Source organism: Pseudomonas sp. AC463 (assembly GCF_979253585.1).
On the sequence record NZ_CEEDDZ010000171.1, the window covers coordinates 1 to 396 of the forward strand.

General features: G+C 63.6%; 1 protein-coding gene. It reads right to left on the reverse strand.

Annotation, left to right across the window (positions count from 1 at the left end; translation table 11 throughout):
• A partial coding sequence (locus AC0IYH_RS29640) for a GIY-YIG nuclease family protein (protein ID WP_471837640.1) occupies positions 1-395 on the reverse strand: 395 nt, incomplete at its 3' end.
• Between the last annotated feature and the right edge of the window lies 1 nt (position 396).

Here is a 396-nt window from a genome sequence, read left to right on the forward strand (position 1 = left end):
AACTGCTTCTCGCGTGAAATCGCGAAAGCGATGTCGTCGTGCCACTCGGCGAGCACGAGTGTCTTGATGCCGTAGCGGCGACAATAGCCCGACCCGACATCGCGGCGGTGTTGGTCGACACGCGCTGCGAGGTAGGCGGTGACGCCGATATAGAGCATGCCGCGAGGCCTGCTCGCCATGATGTAGGTCCAGCCTCCACGCATATCGGGAGGGTAGCGGCGCGGGTGATGAAAGATAGTGTGATTGGTAAATACCGTCACCCCAGCGAAAGCTGGAGTCTCACGCGGCGGCGCGACGAGCCCGCCATCGGGAAGATCCCAGCGTTCGCAGGAGTGACGGAGTGGGAGAGGGCCGGGGCTTCGCCGGGAGTACAGCCCGGCAAACCCTGTCCCCATC